Annotated in this window: 15 protein-coding genes; 8 read left to right on the plus strand and 7 right to left on the minus strand. The window is 51.2% G+C overall.

Going from position 1 to position 23,051, the window contains the following annotated elements; all coding sequences use genetic code 11:
* Positions 1 to 17 precede the first annotated feature (17 nt).
* From GK091_RS13055 to GK091_RS13065, 3 genes are all read right to left on the minus strand, one after another.
* A complete protein-coding gene (locus GK091_RS13055; protein ID WP_170312652.1) occupies positions 18 to 3,893 on the minus strand; it encodes a PAS domain S-box protein in 3,876 nt (1,291 codons plus the stop codon).
* A 313-nt stretch (positions 3,894 to 4,206) separates the two neighbouring features.
* Positions 4,207 to 4,995 (minus strand): LytR/AlgR family response regulator transcription factor, encoded by a 789-nt coding sequence (locus GK091_RS13060; protein WP_164038521.1) that lies wholly within the window; start codon positions 4,993 to 4,995, stop codon positions 4,207 to 4,209.
* A complete protein-coding gene (locus GK091_RS13065; RefSeq protein ID WP_164038524.1) occupies positions 4,992 to 6,101 on the minus strand; it encodes a sensor histidine kinase in 1,110 nt (369 codons plus the stop codon). Before GK091_RS13065 ends, GK091_RS13060 begins: the two co-directional genes overlap by 4 nt.
* 154 nt (positions 6,102 to 6,255) lie before the next feature.
* Between GK091_RS13065 and GK091_RS13070 the strand changes: the two genes are divergently transcribed.
* The 5 genes from GK091_RS13070 to GK091_RS13090 all read left to right on the plus strand — a co-directional run bounded on the left by GK091_RS13070 (position 6,256) and on the right by GK091_RS13090 (position 13,089).
* Entirely contained in the window at positions 6,256 to 6,489 is a 234-nt protein-coding gene (locus GK091_RS13070) for a hypothetical protein (RefSeq protein WP_164038527.1), read from the plus strand.
* Between the two features lie 13 nt (positions 6,490 to 6,502).
* A complete protein-coding gene (locus GK091_RS13075; RefSeq protein ID WP_164038530.1) occupies positions 6,503 to 6,856 on the plus strand; it encodes a T9SS type A sorting domain-containing protein in 354 nt (117 codons plus the stop codon).
* Between the two features lie 192 nt (positions 6,857 to 7,048).
* Positions 7,049 to 10,381: a glycosyl hydrolase gene (locus GK091_RS13080; protein WP_164038534.1), complete on the plus strand. Its 3,333-nt coding sequence runs from the start codon at positions 7,049 to 7,051 to the stop codon at positions 10,379 to 10,381.
* A 66-nt stretch (positions 10,382 to 10,447) separates the two neighbouring features.
* A complete protein-coding gene (locus tag GK091_RS13085) occupies positions 10,448 to 10,831 on the plus strand; it encodes a hypothetical protein (protein ID WP_164038537.1) in 384 nt (127 codons plus the stop codon).
* Positions 10,832 to 11,091: 260 nt separating this feature from the next.
* Positions 11,092 to 13,089, plus strand: coding sequence for an FAD-dependent oxidoreductase (locus GK091_RS13090; protein WP_164038539.1), 1,998 nt, complete (start codon positions 11,092 to 11,094; stop codon positions 13,087 to 13,089).
* 78 nt (positions 13,090 to 13,167) lie between these two features.
* Here GK091_RS13090 and GK091_RS13095 read toward each other — a convergent pair whose 3' ends face one another.
* Positions 13,168 to 14,757: a glycoside hydrolase gene (locus GK091_RS13095; RefSeq protein WP_164038542.1), complete on the minus strand. Its 1,590-nt coding sequence runs from the start codon at positions 14,755 to 14,757 to the stop codon at positions 13,168 to 13,170.
* 233 nt (positions 14,758 to 14,990) lie between these two features.
* Between GK091_RS13095 and GK091_RS13100 the strand changes: the two genes are divergently transcribed.
* Positions 14,991 to 15,410, plus strand: a complete 420-nt coding sequence (locus GK091_RS13100; RefSeq protein ID WP_164038545.1) for a DUF1810 domain-containing protein — start codon at positions 14,991 to 14,993, stop codon at positions 15,408 to 15,410.
* Here GK091_RS13100 and GK091_RS13105 read toward each other — a convergent pair.
* Positions 15,403 to 16,236 carry a ceramidase domain-containing protein gene (locus GK091_RS13105; RefSeq protein ID WP_164038549.1) on the minus strand — a complete coding sequence of 278 codons (834 nt, stop codon included), beginning with the start codon at positions 16,234 to 16,236 and terminating at the stop codon, positions 15,403 to 15,405. The two genes, GK091_RS13100 and GK091_RS13105, sit on opposite strands and share 8 nt — an antisense overlap.
* Before the next feature lie 2,155 nt (positions 16,237 to 18,391).
* On the opposite strand from GK091_RS13105, the gene GK091_RS13110 reads away from it, so the two are divergent.
* Positions 18,392 to 18,673, plus strand: coding sequence for a hypothetical protein (locus GK091_RS13110; RefSeq protein ID WP_164038552.1), 282 nt, complete (start codon positions 18,392 to 18,394; stop codon positions 18,671 to 18,673).
* Positions 18,674 to 18,680: 7 nt separating this feature from the next.
* Here GK091_RS13110 and GK091_RS13115 read toward each other — a convergent pair whose 3' ends face one another.
* Together GK091_RS13115 and GK091_RS13120 are read right to left on the minus strand one after the other, a co-directional pair.
* Positions 18,681 to 19,238, minus strand: a complete 558-nt coding sequence (locus GK091_RS13115; RefSeq protein WP_164038555.1) for an RNA polymerase sigma factor — start codon at positions 19,236 to 19,238, stop codon at positions 18,681 to 18,683.
* Positions 19,239 to 19,731: 493 nt separating this feature from the next.
* Positions 19,732 to 19,992, minus strand: coding sequence for a hypothetical protein (locus GK091_RS13120; RefSeq protein WP_164038558.1), 261 nt, complete (start codon positions 19,990 to 19,992; stop codon positions 19,732 to 19,734).
* Positions 19,993 to 20,499: 507 nt separating this feature from the next.
* Here GK091_RS13120 and GK091_RS13125 point away from each other — a divergent pair.
* The gene (locus GK091_RS13125; protein ID WP_164038561.1) at positions 20,500 to 22,992 is read left to right on the plus strand and encodes a PAS domain-containing sensor histidine kinase; all 2,493 of its coding nucleotides are present in this window, start codon (positions 20,500 to 20,502) and stop codon (positions 22,990 to 22,992) included.
* The last annotated feature ends 59 nt before the right edge of the window (positions 22,993 to 23,051 follow it).

Consider the following 23,051-nt stretch of genomic DNA (forward strand, 5'->3'; position numbering starts at 1 on the left):
CCGTCTTCCGTTTCTGATCAGACTGCGCTGGGGGCTTTCGTCATCAACACGATAACGTGATTGATTTCCGACTGGGTCTGGTCCAGCAACTCCCCCACGACGGTAGGCTCGAACTGGTCCAGATGCTCCAGTCGGTAGGCTAGCTGCGCCAATGTAGGCATACCGGCACTCAGGGCGGTTCCCCGCAGCTTATGCCCCGCCGACTTCAACCCGGTCAGATTCCAGGTTTCTCCCTGTTGGAGCAGCATTCCTAATGAACTGGTCAGCTCGCTTTCGGCCGCTTCCAGCAGCATCTCCAGAACAGCCTCATCCTCCCCAACCATATTTATCAATACCTGCCGGTCGAAGTGATCGTCGGTGCTTTCTTCTTTTATAGGCAGGGGCGGCTCAACAGGCTGCGGTTTCAGCCATTTCTGAACAAGTAAAGCCATCGACTGCTCAACGATGGGTTTTGTGATGAAATCATCCATGCCCGCTGCCAGACACTTTTCCCGTTCGCCTTTTACGGTGCCAGCCGTCAGGGCAATGATCGGCACGTGGTGATCCTGCTCCAGTTCCCGGATGCGCCGGGTGGCCTCGTACCCGTTCATAACCGGCATCTGAATATCCATCAGCACCAGGTCAGGCCGTTGCCGGCTGTACAGATCAACCGCTTCCTGCCCGTTGATAGCCTCCATGATCTGCGCGTTGGGAATCAGCTTCCTGACGAGCGTTTTGGCCAGCAACTGGTTTATGGTATTATCTTCCACCAGCAACACATGGACGATCTGCGTGTCTATCGGGACCGGCCTATCGATTTCCACTGGCACCGGGCTGTCCTTGTGCTGCCCCAGCCGGGAGATGGTCCGGAACAGGTCCGTCATTTTGACCGGTTTCACCAGGCGCTGGCTGATCGCCAGGGTTTCGCTGGCTCGCATCAGGTGTTCGTCATCGGATGAGCTGTGCAGCAGAATAATGGCTTGCTTATCGGTCGTATCGGCGAAGTTCGCCCGGATTTTCCCGATCGTTTCCAGACCATCCATATAGGGCATGTGGTAATCCATCAGGATCAAGTCATACGACTTGTTCTTGGCCAGCAGCTGGAGGGCTTCAAATCCGTTGCTGGCTTCATCAACGCCGATTTGTTTTAACAAAAACATTTGCCTCAGGATCAGCCTGTTGTTTTCGTTATCATCGACGATAAGCACGTTTCGGATCTGGTCCATACCCTGCCAGTTGATGGGGTCGCCGGTCTCTGCCCGCAGGGTTATATCGAACGAAAAACAGCTTCCTTCACCGGGCTTACTCACCAGGTCGAGCCGACTTCCCATCAGCCCCAACAGCTTATTGGAGATGGTCAACCCCAGGCCGGTTCCCCCGTATTTTTTCGTGGTGGACGCATCCTCCTGCGAAAACGCATCGAAGATACGGTCCTGCATCTCAGGCTTGATGCCAATTCCCGTGTCCCGCACCTCGAATCGAAAGGTGACATACGACTGGGTAGGATCGGTCAACGGCGTGATCTTCAGTTCAATTTCGCCAGTCTCGGTAAATTTGACCGCGTTGCCCAGCAGATTCACCAGGATCTGTTTCAGGCGCACCGAATCGGTATAAATAAACCGGGGCAGATCGGTGGGCAGATTCAGCAGCATCTCAAGTCCCTTATTCTGAGCCTGGTACGTAATGATACCGGCGGCCTGGCTACTGATCTCGTAGACATCGACCTTCTCGATAGCGATCTCCAGTTTACCGGCTTCGATCTTCGAAAAATCCAGAATATCGTTGATGATGCTCAGTAATGCATTCGCCGACTGGTCGACAATGGACAGATACTGGTGCTGGGTTTCATTCAGCGATGTTTTCAGCACCAGATCCGTAAACCCGATTACGCCGTTCAGTGGCGTTCTGATTTCGTGGCTCATATTGGCCAGAAATTCGGATTTGGCCACGCTGGCCTGTTCGGCCTGTTGCTTGGCTTTGGTCAGTTCATTTCGTTGCAGACAGGATTCGGTAATGTCCTGAGTGAACATCATAACCCCACCGATCGTCCCGTCGAACTGATACCAAGGCCTGATTTCCCAGCAGATATACTGCTTATGATCCCAGCCATCCGGTTGCCAGACATCCTCGTCGTTCTTCTCCACCGCTCCGTTCAGACACCGGTCAAAGACGGCGGCCCAGGCGGGGGATAACGTTGGTGATACCTCATACAGTGTCAGGCCGATCACACTGCCCAGCAGCCGGTAATCATCCAGCCAACGCTGACTCACCGCCAGATACGTCAGTGATTTATCGAACATGGCTACTGCTGCCGGCGCGTGTTCGACGAAAGCTGCCAGTCGTAACTTCTCGTTGATCAGGGCCTGTTCCGCTTTTTTCTTTTCGTCGATGTCTTGAAACGTCCCGTACAAACGTCGGCATGCGGTCCCTTCACGCTCGGGTCTTCCCACGATGCGCACCCACACCTGCCGATTAGCCGCCGTAACGATCTGCACTTCGATGTCAAACGAAATACCTTCCTTAATCGATCGATCGACCGACTCGACAATGAGGTCATAATTCTTTCCCCTGAAAAACGTTTCGCCCGTATCGAGCAGGGGCTTAAAATCATCGGGTACATCATGGATTGCCTTCGTCACGGATGACCAATACATGGTGCCCTGCGCAAAATCCGCTTCCCAGGTGCCGATGCGGGCCACTTCGTTCGTTTGCTCCAGCATCTGCTTGGTCCACATCAGATCGACTTCCAGCTGGTGTCGCCGGGTGATGTCGATGGCATTCCCGATGATGTAGGGGTCGCCGTTTAGCTCATGTTCCAGAATGTTGGTGAACAGCCAGATGTGCAGGGAGCCGTTTTTATGCAGCGTATGCATAATACCCTTCGCCTTACCGGTCTTTCGAATGCTGTCCAGATAGGCGTCGAAGCCCGCATGATGCTCCGGCGGAACGATCTCCTGGAGCCGATGACCAACCAGCTCGTCGGCCTGATAGCCCAATATCTGAGCCCCGGCGCTATTGACGCTCAGCAATTTACCCTCTAGATCATGAATACACATGAGTCCCTGCGAGTTCTCGAAGAAGGAGCGGAATCGCTTCTCCGACTGATGCAGTTGAGCCTCGTTCTGTTTTTCGTCGGTAACATCACGGGCAATGGCAAACAGATAACCCGTTGCCGGTTCGGGCGTAGCGACCCATTGCAGATGGCGGTAAGTTCCATTTTGACACCGGAAACGGTGGGTAAAGTTGATGGTTGTTGTCCCAGACGCCACCTGACTGATCATCTGTTGGGTAACCACCCGGTCGTCCGGATGGACCAACTCGAAAAGTGAGGTCGTCAGCAAGTAGTCTTCATCCCAGCCGACGACCTGGTGAAAGGCCGGATTTATTTTTTTGAGATACCCGTCGGTACCCGCCACGAAGATCAAATCATTGGACAGCGTGAACAGGTTATTGAAGTAGGTCAATTCCTGTTTTTGCCGATGCTCGACAATGAGCGCGGTTGCCATTTCGCCCAGCATGATCATCGCCTTCTGCTGATTATCGGTCAGTTTCCGGGGCGTACGATCCAGCACGCATAGCGTACCCAAGGCATACCCATCCGGATCTGTCAGGGGATAACCGGCATAAAACCGGACCTTCGGCTCGTCGATGACGAACGGATTTTCCTTAAACCGAACATCATCAGCCGTGTCTTCTACTTCGAAGATGTCGCTCTCCAGAATAGCGTACTGGCAAAACGAAATGTCCCGACTGGTTTCGGTTCCCTCGACGCCTACCTGCGACTTGAACCATTGCCGTTTCTCATCAATCAGCGTTACGAGCGATATGGGTGTCTCGCAGATCAGAGAGGCCAGTTCGGTCAATCGATCAAAGGCCTTGTCGGGCAGGGTATCCAGAATTTGATACCGATGCAAAGCGTCTAATCGCTTGGTTTCATTAGGGGGAAAAGGCGTAGACTCCACTAAGTAATGATTTAGGGATTTAAGCGATCAATTTCCCACCAATATATTACCAATATTTATTTTTTAGTAACAATATATAAATAATTGATATGGATCGAACTTTCTGGTATAACCGTCTCCGGTATCGACCGATCGATTTGTCCGACCCGGTCCCGATAAAACGCTGATTTTTCTACCATTTTGTGCGCTGTTAGTAGGCTTACAGCATCGGGCCTTTTTCAGGACCTACCCCTGTATACGTTACTCCCTAACGACTGAACGGCCATTACCGACCCAGCCAATCCTTGAACTCAGTGATCCGGCTCAAACTGACGAACACCTCATGTCTGGAAGCAGGCAGTAGGTCCAGCTTTAATTTACCCGCCGAGTAGGCATGGATGGCGTGTATAGCAGGTCTGGCCACCAGAAACTGACGGTTCACGCGAAAAAACCGAACAGGATCGAGCATACCCGATACCTGATCGAGGCTGTATTCAACAGGCAGTGATAACCCTTCTCTGGTGATCAGAAACGTCGCTTTCTCTTCCGAAAAAAAGTAGGCGACATCCGTTACCTCCACACTCCGAATTTTTGTACCCAGGCTGACCATGAAGCGTTCTTTATAGGCCGGGTCACGGGGTTTTTGTATCAACGCCAGCAGGGTGTTTAAATCAGGCAAACCAGGCTGCGTACGAATGGCCTTGAACTTCTCCAATGCTGCTACCAGTTCGTCGTAGTCAACGGGTTTGAGCAGGTAATCAATGCTGTTGACCTTAAACGCCTTGATCATGTACTCCTCGTAAGCCGTCGTAAAAATAACGGGAACAGTCAACCCGGTCTGTTCAAAAATGGTAAAAGCAAGCCCATCCTCCAGGTGAATATCCATAAAGACCAGATCGGGAGGAGACGACTGGTGGTGGCCCGGTTGGCCGTGACCCTGTTCGCGAAACCAGGCCACGGCTTCGTTGACCGAAGGCAGCTGCGCCACGATGTGCAGCGTCGGGTCATATTTTTTGAGCATCCGCTCCAACTGCCGGGCGGTACGGGCTTCATCTTCGATGATGACAACGTTCATACGATAAGCGGGATTTTTACGATAAATAAACCGTGTTGTTCACCGTACCAGACCTCGCGCTCGGTTAGGAGGGAATAGCGATTGCTGATGTTCGTCAAACCAACGCCCGTCGAGGGTTCAGGCTGATCGCGGGGTTGCAGCCGATTTTCGACGATCAGGAACTCATTGTCATCATAAATCCGTACCTGAAGCCGCTCCCGAATCGACATGCGGTTGTGCTTGACGGCATTCTCGACGACGAGTTGCAGCGATAAAGGCGCAATCCGGTACTGGTTCTGCACCGCTTCGGGCACGTCAAGAAGCACCTCGAACTTATTTTCAAAGCGTATCTGAAGCAAAAACGTATACGCCTGAATAAAGTCGAGTTCGGTTTTCAGCGACACCATATCCTGATCCCGTTGCTCCAGCAGGTACCGATAGGCTTTGGACAATTGCTTGATAAACTGCTCGGACAGGTCGACATCCTCGTGAATGAGCGAGGTGAGGATACTCAGACTGTTGAACAGAAAGTGGGGACTCAGTTGGTTCTTCAACGCTTCGAACTGACTCAGTACCGCTTCTTTTTCCAGTCGTTCGGCCCGTAGCTGGACGTTCTTTAATTGCTGAAACGCACGGGCATTGATCGTCAAATCAAACGCCGACAGCATGATCGCTACCGAAAAACCGACGTTCGCCCGGGCCACGTAGGCCAGCACCTCGGGAGGAAACGGTAGCTTGGGATTCTTGGGTTGAAGGGATGGCCAGAGATAGAACAAAAGCGTAAAGCTCAATCCCAGCACTTTCTGAAAGGCAAACACAAACAGGACGGCCAGTCCCAGCGAGACCAGAATCGTAGTCAGGATGGCTTTCCAGCTGAATTCCTGCAAAAAATCATCATCAAACCAGTTAAATAGCTGGCGCTGAATCCAGTCGGTGGCGTTGATCCAGATAAAATACATCACCAGAACGACGACGCTGTATCCCAGAAAAAAAGGCACTGCCGGGATAATAGACTTTGTTTGCCAGGTTGAATCGGATAGATTGACGTAAACAAGCAGGGGCGAATAGAGCAGCAGCAGTCGGACGGCTAGTTGCCATTTTTTACCGGAAGTTAACTGCTCAGCCATAACGAATCAGGGGTTGACTACTGTTGAAATTACCAGGCGGGAAGGTCGGCAAAAAAAGAAAATTGACCAGCGCCGGGCGTTAGCGGCTGAATGAGGGATTTTCCGGGATGAGTAACCCAACTCGTTGTCCAGTCCCCATCGTACGCATTCCGCCATGCCGGCTAAAGCAGTGAATCGTCCTGATTATACCCAGTCCCTCAGGCTGTTCTTTTCATTGACCGCCACCACTTCATCAAGTTTACGTAGCGCATTCATCCCGAAAAAAGCCACGGTTGTCCGGCTTTTCCGGGTGCTCGGTAACAATGATTTTCCGGGGCAGATCGCTCATGACACCTTTGTCTCACTGGATGGCCAACGTGGTCAATCAGAACAACCAATCAAATACTAAAAAAATAAAAGCCATGAAAAACGCACTTGTGTTAATGCTCGGATTACTTGCTGGTACTGCATCATTCGCTAATCCATCGACGCCTAAAACGGCAGCCGCTCAGACCCATGTGGTTATGACAACGGAGCATAAAATCAAACTCTATGTTCAGCCCCTCCAAACCAAAGGCCAGCTTTCGATTCTGGATGCCGGTGGTCAGCCAGTTTATACGAAAACGGTAGCGCTCCAAAAAGGATTGAGTCAGCAATTCGACATTTCGGACTTAGGCACCGGCACCTACCAACTAACGCTGAAAACGGATCAGGAAACAGTCACCAAACGGTTCGTTGTACAGGCAAATCCCAATCAGAGCTTTGTTGTTCAGTGATCCTGCGTCGCTACGCAAACGATGTGGGGTGATTAGCGGATTGCCGGCTGGGGCACAGAGAAAGACCACGTCGATAACCCCTGCGGTCCGGGGTATATAGTTCAGCGACGCTAAGTAATAATACGCACAAAATGGCTTCTCCCCCTGGAGCCGGTACGCGCTCCTTCCGAACACCCCTACGACCACTTTTCTATGAAAAAGATCACCCTGCTGGCCTGGATGTTACCGGCGGTTGCGTTTGCGCAGCAGCCGGCACTCCGGCAAGGCTTTCAGACACCGCCCGACGCGGCCAAACCCCGCGTGTGGTGGCATTGGATGAACGGCAACATTACCAAAGACGGGATCACGAAAGACCTCGAATGGATGAAGCGCGTCGGCATCGGCGGCTTCCAGAACTTCGATGCCAGCCTGTTTACGCCCGCCGTCACGCCGAAAAAACTGGTGTTCATGACGCCCGAATGGAAAGACGCGTTTAAACACACCACCGATCTGGCCCAAAAACTGGGTCTCGAAATGGCCATTGCCGGGTCGCCGGGCTGGAGCGTAACGGGTGGCCCGTGGGTACCCGCCAGCGACGCCATGAAAAAATACGTCTGGTCCGAAACGCGGGTGTCGGGCGGGCAGCCGTTTGCGGGTAAGCTTCCTCAACCCCCAAACACAACGGGTAAATTTCAGAATGTGGCGCTGACTCCCGATGCGTTCAGCCAGTCGGCGGGTAAGGAGTCCACTTACTACGCCGATGCCGCCGTCATTGCCTATCGTCTACCCGCGACCGAAAAACCGGTTTCGTCACTGAACCCGACCATCACATCGAGTGGCGGCACGTTTAGCCTGACCGAATTGACCGACGGTGACCTGGCGAATGCCAAACTGCTGCCACCCATGGAAGTGGGACAGGATATGTGGATTCAGTATGCCTTCAGCAGCCCGCAGAAGATCAAGGCGTTTACCATCGTTGGGGCAGCGCCAGCGGGCGAACTGGCCGAATTTCGAGGAATGCCCGACAACCGGATGCTGAAAGTGAGCGACGACGGGGTAAACTTCCGGGATGTCGTCCTCATCCGGGGCAGTACCATTCCCCAAACCACGATGGGCATTCTGCCCACAATGGCCAAATACTTCCGGTTTACGTTCAAGACCGAGAAGCCCGAAGGTAATGCCTTCGCGGCCATGACGGGCGGCAGCGCGGAGCCCGGTAAGCCGCAGGGCGTACCCGTCGCGGAACTGGTGCTGTACAATACGGACCGCATAGACTTGTTCGAGCAGAAAGCCGGTTTCAGTCCGTGGCAGGAAAGCACGCATTCACTGGTGAAGCCCGGTGCGGATGCCATCCCGACGCAGGACATCGTGGATCTGACGTCGAAAATGAGCGCTGATGGTACGCTGAACTGGACGCCACCCGCCGGGGGAGACTGGGTGGTGATGCGGCTGGGGTATTCGATCACGGGCCGCAAAAATCACCCCGCTTCGCCGGAGGCTACGGGTCTGGAAGTCGATAAGCTCGATAAGGTAGCAGTCCGGAAATACATCGATACCTATCTGGACATGTACAAGGATGCCACCAGGGGCCAGATGGGTGCGAAAGGGTTGCAATACATGGTCCTGGACAGCTACGAAGCGGGGCACATGACCTGGACCAAAGCCATGCCCGAGGAGTTCCTCAAACGACGGGGTTATGACCTCAGGCCCTGGCTTCCGGTGTTGACGGGTCGTGTGGTGAAGAGCGCCGAAGACAGCGAGCAGTTTTTGTGGGATTTCAGAAAGACCATCGGTGAACTGATCGTTGACAACCACTATGAGGTGATCGGTGATGCCCTGCACGCCCGCGGTATGAAGCGTTACACGGAGTCGCACGAGAACGGCCGGATCTATCTGGCCGATGGTATGGATGTGAAACGCAAAGCCGAGGTTCCGATGTCGGCCATGTGGACGCCGGGTAGTCTGGCCGGTGGCGCTGATGAAGAGGTGCGAAGCGAAGCCGATATTCGGGAGGCCGCTTCGGTAGCGCACATCTACGGGCAGAATCTGGTGGCTGCGGAGTCGATGACCTCCATTCAGCATGCGTTTAGCTGGCACCCCGAAAAACTCAAACGCACCGCCGATCTGGAAATGGCATCGGGGCTAAACCGGTTCGTGATCCATACGTCAGTCCATCAGCCGCTGGATGACAAGAAACCGGGTCTTTCGCTGGGGCCCTTCGGCCAGTATTTTACCCGCCAGGAAACCTGGGCCGAGCAGGCCAAACCCTGGATGGATTACCTGGGGCGGAGTTGCTTTTTGCTTCAACAGGGCAAACCTGTCGTGGATGTGCTGTATTACTACGGCGAGAACAACAACATCACGCAGGCATTTGCGCAGAAACTACCCGCCATCCCGGCTGGCTACGCGTATGATTTCGCCAATTCGTCGGTGGTAAAAAATACGCTACGCGTGGAAAACGGTAAGATCACAACGCCAAGCGGTCAGCAATACCGCCTGCTGGTGCTTGATTCGTCGGCGCGGACGATGACGCTGCCGGTGTTGAAAAAACTGGGCGACCTGGTCAAAGCCGGTATGCACGTGGCTGGAGTCAAACCGGAGCGTTCGCCCAGCCTGAGCGATAAACCCAACGAATTTACTGCGCTGGTGAATCAAATCTGGAGTAGCCCGAACGTATCGACGAAGCCGGTTGAAGCGGTGCTGCACGAACTGGGCGTTCAACAAGATGTTCTCATTTCCGGTGCCAAATCAACGGTCCTGTACGTTCACCGCCAGACGACGGACCGCGACCCGTCCGATCTCTACTGGCTCGATAACCGCAGTGATAGCCCGAACGAAGCAACCATTAGCTTCCGCATCACGGGTAAAGCACCGGAACTATGGAACCCCCAGACGGGCAAAACTGCAACCGTATCGTACGAGATCAAAGACGGACGAACGATCATTCCCCTTACGTTCGAGTCGTGGGAAGCCTACTTTATTGTCTTTCGCAACAAGGCAACAGTCGCTTCGTACACCAGACCCGCCGTTACGGAATCGCCCGTTGCCCGCGTAACCGGTGCGTGGACAGTTACTTTTCAGGAAGGCCGGGGCGCTCCCCCAAGCGCTACGGTCAACACGTTGGCGTCGTTAACCGAAAACGCCGAGCCGGGCATCAAATACTTTTCCGGCACAGCCGCTTACGACAATACATTCGAGTTGCCAGCGGTGCGTAGAAATGCGTCGTATATCCTTGATCTGGGCGAGGTGAAGAACATTGCTGAAGTAGTGGTCAACGGCAAAAACGTGGGTACAGTCTGGAAGAAACCGTTCCGGATCGACATCACCGAGGCCCTGAAAACCGGTCGCAATACGCTCCAGGTAAAAGTCACGAACCTGTGGGTCAACCGCCTGATCGGTGATGCCCAACCCGCAAACGGTGCCAGCAAGATAACATTCACCACCATGCCGTTCTACAAGGCAGATTCGCCGTTGCTGCCGTCGGGCCTGCTGGGGCCGGTTCGTGTACTGGAAGAAACGTCAGCAACAACGGCGTCAAAACGATAACAATCTACCCGTCAGCCCCTTAAAGACAATCAATAAAGTAAGTTCACGTTTAAACCAGTAACCATAATGAAAAAAGTAAGTCTATTTCTGTTCGTTTTTATCCTGGGCGTTTGCGTCAAAGGCTTTTCCCAAACCACCACGCCATCAACCGATTTTTTTGCCGGCAAATGGGAGATCACCGTGGTAGGCACCCCCGAAGGTGACGCTAAATTCGTTACCGAACTGACCCGAAAAGACGGAAAACTGACGGGTGAACTGAAAGACCCAACGGGTACGCGCCCGGCCACGCCAATCACAAAAATCGAGGAAACCGGCGACAAGTTGACGATTCACTTCGATACGTCCCAGGCCGGAGAGATCCCCATTGAACTATCGAAGGTAGACGATGACCATCTAAAAGGATCGCTGATGAATATGTTTGAGTCGACAGCGTTGCGCGTCAAAAAATAAGCATCGGTTCAACCACACAAGTGTGACTTACACCCTGAGGATAGCCTTCCCGGCAGTCTTCAGGGTTAACTTATTTTACTGATCCAGTACGTGTCGGGGGGCATGACCATTACTGGCCCGAACGTTGAAAAAAACCAGCTGGCCGCTTTGACCGAAAAGAGAACCACGACCCGGTTTTCTTTCGGTAGGATTACGGGATCTACAGGCTTTTCTTCTAGTTGATCCTGTCAAAAAAATACGCTACTCCTACCACTCAGCCTATGCGCTACGCACTAACCCTTTGTCTCAGTCTATTCCTATTGTACACGTCCATTGCCCAGCAGGTCGACATCTGCGTATACGGGGGCACTTCGGGCGGGGTCATTGCGGCCTATACCGCCCGAAAAGCCGGAAAAACCGTGATCCTGATCGAGCCGGGCAAGCACCTGGGTGGCATGACCTCCGGCGGTTTAGGTCTGACGGATATTGGCAACAAATACGCCATTACGGGTATCTCCCGCGATTATTACCGACGCATCGGACAGCACTACGGTAAATTTGAACAGTGGGTTTTTGAGCCCCATGTTGCCGAAGATTTATTCAACGACTATGTTAAGCGTGGCAAGGTAGACGTACTGTTCTCGCACCGGCTTTCGAGCGTAAAGAAAACCAATGGACAGATTCAGGCGATCGTGCTGGAGAACTCGGATAAACCGTCGGCCAAACGGACCATCCGGGCAAAAATGTTCATCGACTGCTCCTACGAAGGCGATCTGATGGCAAAAGCCGGAGTTTCCTACACGGTTGGTCGGGAGGCTAACGCCCAGTACAACGAGACCATCAGTGGGGTGCAGCTGATGACCGGCCACCAGCTTCCCGACGGAATCGACCCCTACAATACCCCCGGCCAGCCGGAATCAGGGTTAGTTTGGGGGGTTGGCCCGGCGAAATTGGAACCCAACGGAACGGGTGACGGGAAGGTACAAGCCTATAATTACCGAATCTGTCTTTCCTCAGACCCGGCCAATCAGGTGCCCATTACCCGTCCGGTGGGCTACGATTCAACCCGGTACGAATTGCTTGTACGCCTGATGGCGGCTCAACCCCAGAAACAGTCGCTCAACGACTATTTCATCTGGAGCGGCATGCCCAATAAAAAAACCGACATCAATAACCGGAATGGGTTTTCGACCGATATGATCGGAATGAATTTCGACTATCCCAATGGAAGTTACGCAAAACGGGCGCAGATAATCCGTGACCACGAGCTGTATACCAAAGGCTTACTCTATTTTGTCGGCCACGATTCGCGGGTTCCGCCCGCGCTTCGGGAGCAGATGCTGAAGTGGGGCTACCCCAGAGATGAGTACACCGATACGGGCAACTGGTCATCGCAGCTCTACATTCGGGAAGCGCGTCGGATGGTGGGCGCATACGTGATGACGCAGGCGAACTGCCAGGGCAAAGAAGTGGTGACGGACGGTGTTGGCATGGCGGCTTATACGATGGATTCGCACAACATTCAGCGTATCGTGATCGAGCAAGACGGCAAGAAAATGGCGAAGAACGAGGGTAACGTCGAAGTGGGCGGCTTTGGTCCCTATCCGATCTCCTACCGGGCCCTGATTCCTAAAGAAAGCGAATGCCGGAATCTGCTGGTGCCGGTTTGTTTGTCGGCCTCACACATTGCGTACGGCTCGATTCGGATGGAGCCGGTATTTATGGTGTTGGGTCAGTCGACGGCATTGGCAGCGGTCATGGCCATCGATGCAAAAACCAGTGTACAACACGTTAATGTTGCCAAGCTGCAACAGGAACTGAAAGCAAACCCACTCGCGGATGGCAGTACGCCCGAAATTCTAGTCGACAATGACGACCAAACGCGAACGACCATCACAGGTCCGTGGCGGGTTGACAGCAAGAGCAAAGGCGGGTACGGTCCCTCCTACCTGATTTACGAAGGTCAGGGGGGCGAAGCTGCTTCCGTTCGGTTTACCCCGGACATCGTGCAAGCGGGTACGTACCATGTTTATGCCTACTTCCCCCGGTTGGCCAAAGCGGCTTCTGAGCTGTGCATCACGGTTTCGGACGGAAAAACCAATAAATCCCTGTCGATCAAACCCGCCGATATTGTTGTCGTCGGGCAAACATCCGGCGAATGGGTTTCGCTGGGTGCGTATGACTTACCCAAAGGCCAGACCTCATCCGTTGACATAGCGGTCAAACAGGCCGATGGACCAGCGGTGGCCGATGCGGTGCTATTCGTTCCGGCGTTCTGACCGTTTTCGATCATTTGCAACCTAGCCCGCATCGGCACGAATGATCTTCATTTATGCCGATGCTGACATACGAACCGGTCACTGATAATACCCGACCAATGTTGTTACCGACTTCGGCTCCAGCTGAATGCGGTTGGCGGCAACGGTGGCCTTAGCCAGTGTTTTGGTCGCGGTCGTCGCGTAGGTAGTGAACTGCCCGTTTCTGATTTTCAGCCCACTAACGGGCAAATCCATAGTGGTCGGCGTCATGTTGATACAAACCAGCACCAGCTGTTTGCGGCTGGGGTCTTTGTAGGCCGACACCATGCACTGACTGGCTTCGGCAACCGGGTTGCTGGCGGCTCCAATCCGGACTGCAATCCGCTTCATGCCGGGCCGGACGAAACGGGCGTAATTCCCGAACGCCCACAGTTGTTTTGAGTCCAGCACCTGCCCATCGTGCCGGGCATTATTATGCTCTTTGTAGCCACCATCGGGGCCGTTGATGTACACCAGTCCGTCGCTGTAGTCGTACGGATTGATCGCCAGCCACCACTGCCACGAGGTAACGTTAGCCACCGTCAGGTCGTTATGAATAACTTTGGCTACGTACAGCCCGTAGTCTATGTCCGTGTGGCGGGGGCTACCGTTGTATTGCCCGCAGATGTCGCCCAAAACCCCAAACTCACTTTGCCAGAGCTGCGGTTTACCCACCGATTTTGCCCGCTGAGCCACTTGCTGACGCATCGCGACCAAGGCCGAATCGCGGCAGGTTGTAAAATAGCTGTGGTACGCCCAGTTGGGTTCAACGTTGGGCAGTTTGGTAAACGAAGCGGCTTGGTTCGCGCCAAAAAAGTAGTCCAGCTGATTGCCACGCCCGCTCTCTTCTTTCCCATACAGATAATCGAGTTGCCCCGCTTCACCCGTCACAACCATCGTTTTGGCTTTACTGGCGGCTAGTTTGGTCGACAATGCCTTTGTCACGGCCAGAATATCGGTATTTTCGGCGGGTGAACCTTCCTGGTTCGCTTTCCCATTTTTACCCGCCGTCCAATCCCACTGCGGTTCATTGATGGGGCTCAGGTAATCGAATTTAAAGTGGTCGGCCACGGTAACCAGAAAATCGGCGAACGGTGCCAGCGCGTCCGATTTAAGATTGAGCGTTTTACCCCCCGGCGAAAACGCTTTTCCGTTGCGGGTCATCTGTACGGGTGGCGAGTTGGTAAATCCTAACGCATAGCGAACACCGCGTTGGCGCGCGGCCTGCAAAAACCACTGACTCCCGGCCTGCTTCGTCCAGTCGTACCGGCCATCGGGCGATAGAAAGCACTCCTCGCGTCGCCATTCATCCCGTATGGCGCTGCTGTCTTTCTGCTCGTAGCTACCGGCACCAATATTTACCCGCCACAGCGACAAACCAATACCCTTTGGCTGACCATTCGCCAGGGTATCGAGGCTAAATAACAGGTCGGCAATCTGTTTTTTTTTGGTTTCATCCTGCCACTTCCCGATAAATTTGGCCGACCAGCAATCGGATGCGCCGAAGCTATGAATTGTCTGAAACTCCTCTCGCAGGCTAACCGTCACCGGTTGAGAAGATGGCTTGTTTTGCTCAGAAAGCGGAACGTACTTATTTGTGCTGGCCAGCAGACCAAGATTCATAAGGGCAACTACAGACAGAAATTTCATCGAGAAAAAGTGAGGGTGCGCTGGGTAATTGGCAAAGTTTAGACTCGGTCGACCGTTTCATGGGTGTACGAACCGAAGCGTTCGATTATATTGACAGGACAGAAAGAGCCAAGTTGCATAAACTTACCGTTATAAATCCCCATTTATGGCCGTTCAGGCAGAAGACTCACTGCATCAGGCGGTTCTAAACCTTCTGACAGGGGCCGTCGTTTGTCGAGAAAGATCCTGTGATTATGACAGCCGATATCAACCTAAAGCGTTTTGTAGACGCGCAGTTCAGCGATTATCAGCGGGCACTGGCCGAAATCAGGAATGGCCGAAAACAAAGTCATTGGATGTGGTACATTTTTCCCCAGATTGCAGGGTTGGGCTTCAGCGAGACCGCCCGGTTCTACGCGCTAAACGACCGGCAGGAAGCCCGCGACTACCTGGCGCATCCAGTTTTGGGAAGCCGACTGATCGAAATCAGCAACGCGCTGCTCGGCATTGAGGGAAAAACGGCCAATCAGATTCTGGGCAGCCCCGATGATTTGAAGCTACGATCCAGCATGACTCTGTTCAGTGCACTCGAAAACACCAACCCTGTCTTTCAGGCGGTTTTGGACAAATTCTTTAACGGGCAGCCTGATCAAAAAACGCTGTCGCTTATCTAATCGGTTGCGTACCTGCAAAGCGGAAGAACGCGTAACTGCAAAAGCTGCTCAGCGCGGTTAGTACATGCCATAACGCGTGCCCCTGTATGAGCGAATAAGGATCGCAGCCCACTTTCTGCACATCCAGCGTTCGTATTTTTATGGCCATTACGATCAGTACCAGACTACCAATAATCCACCAGATCGACCGCGATTTTCGGTGCTGGCTGTAGTTGACAACCATTAACCCATTCAAACCCAGGATCAGGGCGGGCACTAATCGGGAGCTGGGAACAAGTAACGCTATCTTTAGGAATGCGAGAATAAGAACTACTAACGCGATGACAAACCCTTTCTTTTGGGTTTCTGTCGGCGTCAGACCGTCGAAGACATGGTAGAGCGCAATACCCATCAGCGTTAGCATAATGGAGTAGGTTGCATTCATGTCAATCCGCTGACCAACATACGTTAGTGACGCATGAAAAAAGGCGCTTCCCAGACTCAGGTACAGAAAGCAGCTACCCATCAGTATTGAAAGCAATGGAAAAGCCGCCAAGCGGTTGTCGCGCTGACTGGGTCGATTTCTGTAGTCTTTCTGCGCTATACCCACAAGGAAAACTCCGAAGAAGAAGTACGCTAAGTTGGAATACGTGTTGACGGGCTGATGAAAAAAGTGGTGCACGTGATTGAACTCACAATACTCCACGGTCAGGGCGGATTGGCTAGGGGTCATACCGGTCCAGATGGCTCCAGTCAACCAGTCGTTTAAGCCGATCCAGAGCAAGAGCATGCCAACCGTAAGATAGGCCGCGCGGAACAGTAATGTATACAAGACGGGTAAAGCCATACTACTACGAAGTCGGATATCCTTTTCCCTTACTGCTTGAGTGCTCTTTCTTGCTACCAATAGCGATGAGTAACTGGCTCTCATCATAGCGTACCGATGAATCTGGGTAAGTCACCTATTAGTGTACTTGTTACTCTATATGACTTTAAAACAATCCGCTTCCTTTGTTTATATACCGAATAGTAAATAAGTAACTTTATCTAAAACCATGAGCCCTCATTGGTCGTATTGTGTACAGTCTATCTCGTTTTATCCAACAATGTGGGCCGGATCGCTTTTAAGTGGTTCGGCCTTTTCTGTTCTCAACCGGTCCCGCTTTACATCATTAAGACGCTGGTGTAGCGTTGACAGCGCGAATTTAGGTTGGGCGTTAAGCAGGATTGGGTAAAAGATAACCAGCATCTGTAGCCTTAGCAATTGACCAAGACTTCAGTTGTAGTCCATAAAAAGTGGATCAGGAACGATGGACAACGATCGTCGTCCATCAGGTTACGCCCCGAAACGAGGACCGCAGCGTAAGTAGGGTCCATCGGCTAATTCACCAAAAGCAAAAAGCCCAACTTTTGTCAGGCTTCCGATGTAGCATTTTTGCGAACCAGTTCGTGCAGTACAATCACGCGGCTGGTTTGCAGAACAGGCGGAGTCGACCGATTCAACTAAGTACGTCAATCGTGAAGTCTGACTTGTATACTCGCCCGCGCGTTAACGAACCAAGATAACCACCTCTTCATTAGCTGGGGAACAGACATGTATAACTGTATCCGCTACCGCCAGAGACTGACCGGCTTAGTCAAACTGGTGATCGTTGCGTCAGTCTTTTTTTCGAGATACTTCTATACGCAAAAGGGGTTTTCGCAACAAGTTGTACGAAGACCCCTCTTAAAGAATGTATACAGTGACAAGCGCAACAGAACCAGCACTCGATGCAGTACCGAACGCCAATTTTTCGTTCTTACTCGCCTAATATTTTACTTTTCTATTTCTGTGCGATAGTGACGTTTGGATGGCTTTCCACGCCTGAGCTTTCAGTTTCTGATGGAGCTCCTTATCCCTGGGAACGAACGTTTGACTGCGATCCTGGCCACTAGCGGCCTTTAATGCCCAATAGTTCGTATCTGATGTATCAGGTATTGCGGTGTATGTCTCTTGATTCATACCACTAATGTACATCAATTATTCGAATTAATTACAATTTTCTCCACATTCGGGCCTTTAGCCTGTTAACGAGCGGACCGGCAAACGATACACGCGCTGACTTTAAGTCGGGCGTAATCACCGGATATGACTCAAACCTGAGCCCCTGATTCCTTATGAATTCATAAATTACGGAAAGCAACCCGCTGTACGTTTGGCGAAGCGTCGGTTGCTGTGTTTGCCGACTTTACTGAAAAAGCCGACTGAACCAACCCCAACCCAACCAGCGGGGACTTTAGTAGCCGTGTTTTAATCGAATCAATTGCCGCACGGACCTGTCAACTCATAAAAACGCCCAGCCCCATCGAAGCTGGGCGTTCCAAACCTCACTATGTGGTGCTAGCACATGGCCCCTTAACGTTCTTCTATCCGAAAAGCTTTGATATGTTAGCTAACGGCCATGTGTTCATCGAATTGATTTATCTGAAAGTATCATTTACTGAACGTTGATAAAACAGCTCGTAAGTCGAAACTACCGTATGATAAACAAGCGAAAAATTGGGCGATAATTTACCGGGCAAACCTAATTTATTTACCTTTATGATTAATTAGTAACAAAAATAGTAACATTTCCTATTTTATTGCCTATTATTTCTTTAAAAGAACTTGATATATACCATTTTTTCTATAAAATTAATTTAGTATTTATTGTAATATACTTTTACGGCTTTCTTATTACTTATCGATACTTTTAACACTAACAGTAAATATAATGAGCTGATAAACAGACTAGTATCTTACCAAATAAAAAGATAAAATAAAAAATTTACTATTCTCACTACATCGATAGTGACTTTGTTTATCACTTGCAGTCAAAATAGTACCTTTTTTACCAATAACGTTAAACAAAGTGAAACGAAGTCACTACGACTATCCAGTCCGGAAGGGTAGAGTTTGTCGGTCGACAGATTTGGCTTCTGTGTTGGTACGCTGGCAGAGAGCGGTGTCAACCTTCCAGTCTTTGTACGAAACGCTGTCACACACCATCGCAAAGCGCAGGCAGCAGGACTACACCGTTGCCTATTATGGTATCAGCTACAATCCCAGTCAACGCTCACTACAGGAACTGGAACAGGTTCGCACGGAGATGATACAGGAACTGAAACGGTTGCTCGACGACATGGCTGGATCGGGACACTCTTCTGAAAACGTTGACCAGGCCGCCGTCCGACGACTACAGAGTCATACCCTGCAACTTCAGAAACACGGGCAACGAATTCAGACCATTCTTGATCACCCTTAAAACGGGTTTACTCGTTCAGAAAACGATCCGCGTACAGTCGTTGCACTTTGTCTCTCGTCCGTTTCAGCCTCATTTCAACCGCGCTTTCCGAAAGGTTAACCTGCTGACTGATCGCCTGAATGGATAGCCCATGCTCGTGTTTCAGGCGCAATAGCGTTACCTCATCCTCAGGGAGTTCACCAAGAACGCTTTCCAGTATCCGCATACGTCCCTCCACAGTGTCGTGCAGATCGACTTCAGCAACGGAGTGCGTCAGGTCATCTGACAATAATTCGGTACTCAACCGTTTCCCCAATCGAATCTGATCCAGGCAATAGTGGTGGGCAACGGCGTATAACCACGTGGAAAAACTAGACTGATTCTGGAAGGTGTCCAGTTTGTTGAACACTTTAAGGAATATGTCCTGCGTGTAATCCTGAGCAACTTCGGAGTCTTTGGTAATAGACAGGCACTTTTGATAAACTTTGCTGACGTATCGACTGTAAAGGGCTTCAAAGCTATCAGCTGAATTCGTGTGCTGAAACGAACGAACAAGTTGCTCATCCGCTAATTTAATTTTTTTCATCACGTTTGATGTAGTGCTTACCAGTAGGTATAAGCTAGTTTACGATCAAGAAGCTACTATAGATTTATTATTGTAAACTAAAACTGACTATAATTTACCTATATTACCTATTCGTAGATTATCTGTTAAGCACTATTCGTAACCTGATCTACGATTTTATTGGATTATAGTATTACGATAGAAAAATGACAGTATAAATTATACAAATAGTGCAAGTAAAGAATAAAGTAATCTTTTTATTATAGGGTGTATTTTTTCTACAGATGCAGGTATACATCGACACAAAAATCTAAATGATATCAGGCCGATAAATTCAGTTAGGCCAAAAATAGGCGTAGGATTTGACCGATAGCAATAAGTGAGCCTACTCTTGCTCAAAAGAGTAGGCAGCCTATAACACGGGAAAGAGCTATACATTTACAACCGATCGGTTTTAGACGATAGGGGCATTACTACCAGTAAACGACTCGGTTTCAGGCGAACTCAAACTGTATCAAAGCGCGACGATCAGGCTTTCCCATTCCCGCTGTAACTGGCGGATCGAGTTTCTCATGGGCTCGCCGGTAAAGGCTTCGATCGGCAATGCCGTTCCTTTGCGGCCATCCGTCCTGAAACAGTTGACTGCTGTTAGCCGCCATCCTCGTTTTACCAGCTGGCTCAGTATTTCGCAACATGACTCTATGTCCAGGTCACCATAGCTCTGCTGTCTGTATTCACCAGACGAAGTAAATCCCTCAAAATCGACGATCACCATGTACCCGTTTAGTTAAGCGATAAATTGAGCTACGTAAATAGCTAGCCGGAAGCTGTAATTCACCAAATTTTATCCGTTGTTGTCCCTATTGATTGGTATTGGCCGGTTCCAGCAGATAACTACCAAAATCCATGCCACGTAATACAATACCATGATCTTACCTGCATAAATCGTACCTGTCCGGGAAATAGTGTTTCCCATTTGATATAAATTGACTTGAACGTTGGTTAGTTAATCCACCATTGTTAGTTTCCTGTTACATAACCGGACCGATGATCCTATTTATACGAAAATGACCACTCTAACGATTTTTAGGGTATAATTTATTAATTAAGAGGTATCGATCTACCCGTTATGAGCAGTCCTTTCTAGCCAGTGAAGCTTCTGTATACCTGCCCGTTGAAATTCCTACAGAGGCCTTACCCCAAACAAAATGGATGTAAATCCAGTCGTGAACAATCTGTTCAGTTTAACGCTTATATTTCGGAATAAATCTGCTTTTAGTTAATGACTGGCGATCAACAGCCCTTTGATTCAAACCTGGCCGCTGAAAATGAGCGACTGAAACGTGCTCTTCAAACAGCTGATATTGGCACCTGGGAATTCGATCCGATCAATCAGATTGTCCATTTGGATGATCGTTGTCAACAGCTTCTTGGGGTGTCGGTGCCGGCCGTCGTACCGTATCCGGAGGTGCTCCAGCACGTTCACCCGGACGATAGGGTAACGCTACAGGCTGCTATCAGTCAGGCGCTTCGTCCGGAGTGCGAGCCTCCATTCTCTATTCGATACCGGCTGGCGGAACCGGTTAATGGAGCGTGTTGGCTGCATAGTAAAGGGAAAGCGTACTTCGACCAGCAGAATCAACCGTATCGTCTCTCAGGAATCACGCAGGATGTTACGCACGAGATACAAACGCAGCAGCAGTTGCGGGACAGCGTCGAACGCTTCCGAAGTTTGATTGAGCAGGCACCCGTGGCCACGGCCCTGTTTGTTGGTAAAGACCTGGTTATCGAACTGGCCAATGAGCCGATTCTAACGCTTTGGGGCAAAGGGAATTCAGCGTTGGGGAAACCCCTGGCCGAAGCGCTGCCCGAACTGCGGGAACAACCCTTTCTGCAAATTCTGAACGACGTTTACACCTCTGGCATACCGTATCAGGCGGTTGCCGATAAGTGCGACTTACTGGTCGATGGCAAACTCAGAACGTTTTATTTCAATTTCACCTACAAGCCTCTCTTTGACAAACAGGGACTTGTGTATGCCATTATGAATATGGCGGTCGACGTTACGGATCAGGTGCTCGCCAGACAAAAGGTGGAAGCCAGTGAAGCCCGCTTACGCTCCGTCATTACGTCCGCTCCAGCCGCCATGGGTCTGTTCGTTGGCCGGGATTTAATCGTCGATATGCCGAACCAGGCGTTCATCGAGATTGTCGGCAAAGGCCCGGATATTGTGGGCAAGCCCCTCCGGGACGTTATGCCGGAACTGGATAGCCAGCCTTTTCTGCAGATCCTGGACGATGTCTTTACATCTGGGAAGACGTACAAAAGTTTTGGTACCCAGGTTAACATCGTGCAGCACGGGGTCATGACCCATAACTTTTACAATATTACCTACAGTCCGCTTTTTGATGCCAACGGAAAGGTATACGCGATTCTGGATATTGCGATCGACGTAACGGAACGCGTTATCGTTCAGCAACAAATCGAGGAGAGCCGGTTACAGTTGCTGAACTCGTTCGAGCAGTCGCCTGTCGCCATCGCGATCATTCGGGAGCCGGACTTAACCTTCCACATGGCTAACCCTTTTTACGGCGACCTGGTTGGCCGAACACCAGCCGAACTTGTTGGCAAACCCTTATTAGAGGCACTGCCTGAACTAGCGGGACAGGGTTTCGACCAGCTACTTCGCGAGGTGATTGCGACAGGGGTGCCTTTCACCGCCAAAGAGGTACCGGTAGACATTGTTCGTCACGATCAATTAGCGACGATTTTTGTTGACCTTACCTATCAACCTCAGTATGAATCGACCCAGGAAGTCGATGGCGACAAATCCGTTTCCGGCATTCTGGTCGTCGCAACGGATGTTACCGGGCAGGTTCATTCCCGGCGGGCGATCGAAGAAAGCGAAGTACGGTACCGGGCACTTTCTCTGGAACTGGAGCAGCAGGTCGAGTTGCGTACGCAGGAACTGGCCGCCAGCAATGAAGAGTTAGCGGCTATTAACGAAGAACTGATGGCGGCTAACGAGGAACTGGCCGAATCGAATCAGCTCTTTACCCGCTCCAACGAGAACCTTCAGCAGTTCGCCTACATTGCCTCCCACGATTTACAGGAACCCCTGCGCAAAGTGCAGTCGTTTGGTGACCTGCTCAAAAGTAAATACGGCGATCAGTTAGGCGATGGAATCGATTATCTGGAACGTATGCAGTCATCCGCCAACCGGATGTCGTTGTTCATCAAGGATTTACTATCTTTCTCCCGAATCTCCACCCGTCGGGATGCGACCGAACTGGTTTCGCTCACGGGGATTGTCGCTATCGTGCTGGCCGATCTTGAGCTGGTCATTAACGAAACGAATGCGATCATTGACATCGATACCCTGCCTGTTATTAAGGGGGACAAATCACAACTGGGTCAGTTGTTTCAGAACTTACTCTCAAACGCCCTGAAATTTCACCGGGATGGTGTGCAACCACGAATTCAGGTAACGGCTCGGGAGATGACCGCGAGTGACCTCCCTCCTACGGTGAAGCCGGCCCGCGCGGCTAAACAGTATCAGTGCATCACCATTTCGGACAATGGGATTGGCTTCGACGAAAAGTACCTGGACCGCATTTTCCAGATTTTCCAGCGGCTGCATAGTAAAAGTAATTATTCCGGCACGGGCATTGGGCTGGCTATTTGCGAAAAAGTAGTGACTAATCACGGCGGAGCTATCACGGCCAGCAGCCAACCTGGTCAGGGGGCCAGTTTTAGCGTTTATTTGCCTGTTTGAGCGCGAAAAACCTAGTAATTATCCATTCCTGCTGAGTTCTTAACCAATAAATTCTAAAC

The sequence above is a fragment of the Spirosoma agri genome (assembly GCF_010747415.1).
GTDB lineage: Bacteria > Bacteroidota > Bacteroidia > Cytophagales > Spirosomataceae > Spirosoma > Spirosoma agri.